Genomic DNA, 1,078 nt, shown 5'->3' with positions numbered 1-1,078 from the left:
GACCGCGTTGCACGAATAGCGCTTGGGCCGCATTTGCCCCTTTCCCCGGTTCGTTATGCGACACGTTCATAGGTCGCACGACCTAGACGGGTCATGCGGTTGAGGGCTTTAACAGCGATGCGGGCTTCGGTTGTCTGGGTCTCCATGTTGCGGCTGCGCAGTTCCAGTCCGATGACCTGTTTGTATCGCCCGATCTGGGCCTCGCCGCGCGATCTCTGACCATAACCGGTGGCCTTCTGCCATGCCATTCGGCCAGTTTCGGTTATCATGTCGATATGGGCGTTGCGTGCCTGGCAATCTCCGGGAACGGCGTTCTTCGGCGGCGGAATAATCAGCTCGACATCCGGGCCAAACGCATGCCGGATGGTCGCGGCGGTTGGTACACCATCATAAGCCCCGTCACCGATGAAACGGCGCACCGGACCGGACACCTCGGCAAGAAGGTCGGGCAGAGCGCCGGTGTCCCCGACCTGCTGGGGTGTCAGGCAGGACGCCACAAGCTCGCCGCTCTCCAGATCGAAGCCGATATGCAGTTTGCGCCATATCTTGCGGGTCTTTGGTAGCCCGTGCTTCTCCCGCATCCAGTCGCGGCTGCCAACGACACGCAGCCCTGTGCTGTCCACAACCAGCGCGATCGGACCACTGGCTGTCTGGGTGTCGGGCGCGATCTGAAGCGATGGCGCACGCCGGAAAAGCGTCGAAAAATCCGGCACAGGGAGGTCCGTCTGCATGAGCCGCAGCAGACTGCGGACAAAGCCCTGCGTTTGGCGAAGCGGTAAGCCGAACACGGCGCGCAAGGTCAAGCAGGTCTCAATCGACAGATCAGAATATCGTTGTTGACCACCGCGCTTGCCGGAGCGCACTGCGCACCACCCAGACACCGCGTCTTCGCTGAACCAGACCGTTACGTCACCACGCTGGCGGAGCGCCTCGTTGTATTCGGCCCAGTTCGTCACACGGTACTTTGCCTTCGCAAACTTATCCCGCCGCGACGCATTGAATTTGAAAGGCATCACAGCATCCCGCAGTCAAATCAAAGGACCAGCTACGCATCGGAAACGATTTGTGCAACACGCTC

1 protein-coding gene is annotated in these 1,078 nt (G+C 60.7%); it reads right to left on the bottom strand.

The genetic code is table 11. The features are described 5' to 3' along the window. Positions 1 to 53: 53 nt before the first annotated feature. Positions 54 to 1,013: an IS5 family transposase gene (locus tag AC2FLU_RS13835; RefSeq protein WP_480556065.1), complete on the bottom strand. Its 960-nt coding sequence runs from the start codon at positions 1,011 to 1,013 to the stop codon at positions 54 to 56. Positions 1,014 to 1,078 lie beyond the last annotated feature (65 nt).

The sequence above is a fragment of the Ruegeria sp. SAZD013 genome, from assembly GCF_059612525.1.
This window is presented reverse-complemented; position numbering and strand designations above follow the sequence as displayed.

What these genes read in the sequence shown, in the direction of transcription:
- AC2FLU_RS13835 (WP_480556065.1), bottom strand. Translation starts at nt 1,013, where the DNA reads ATGCCTTTCAAATTCAATGCGTCGCGGCGGGATAAGTTTGCGAAGGCA.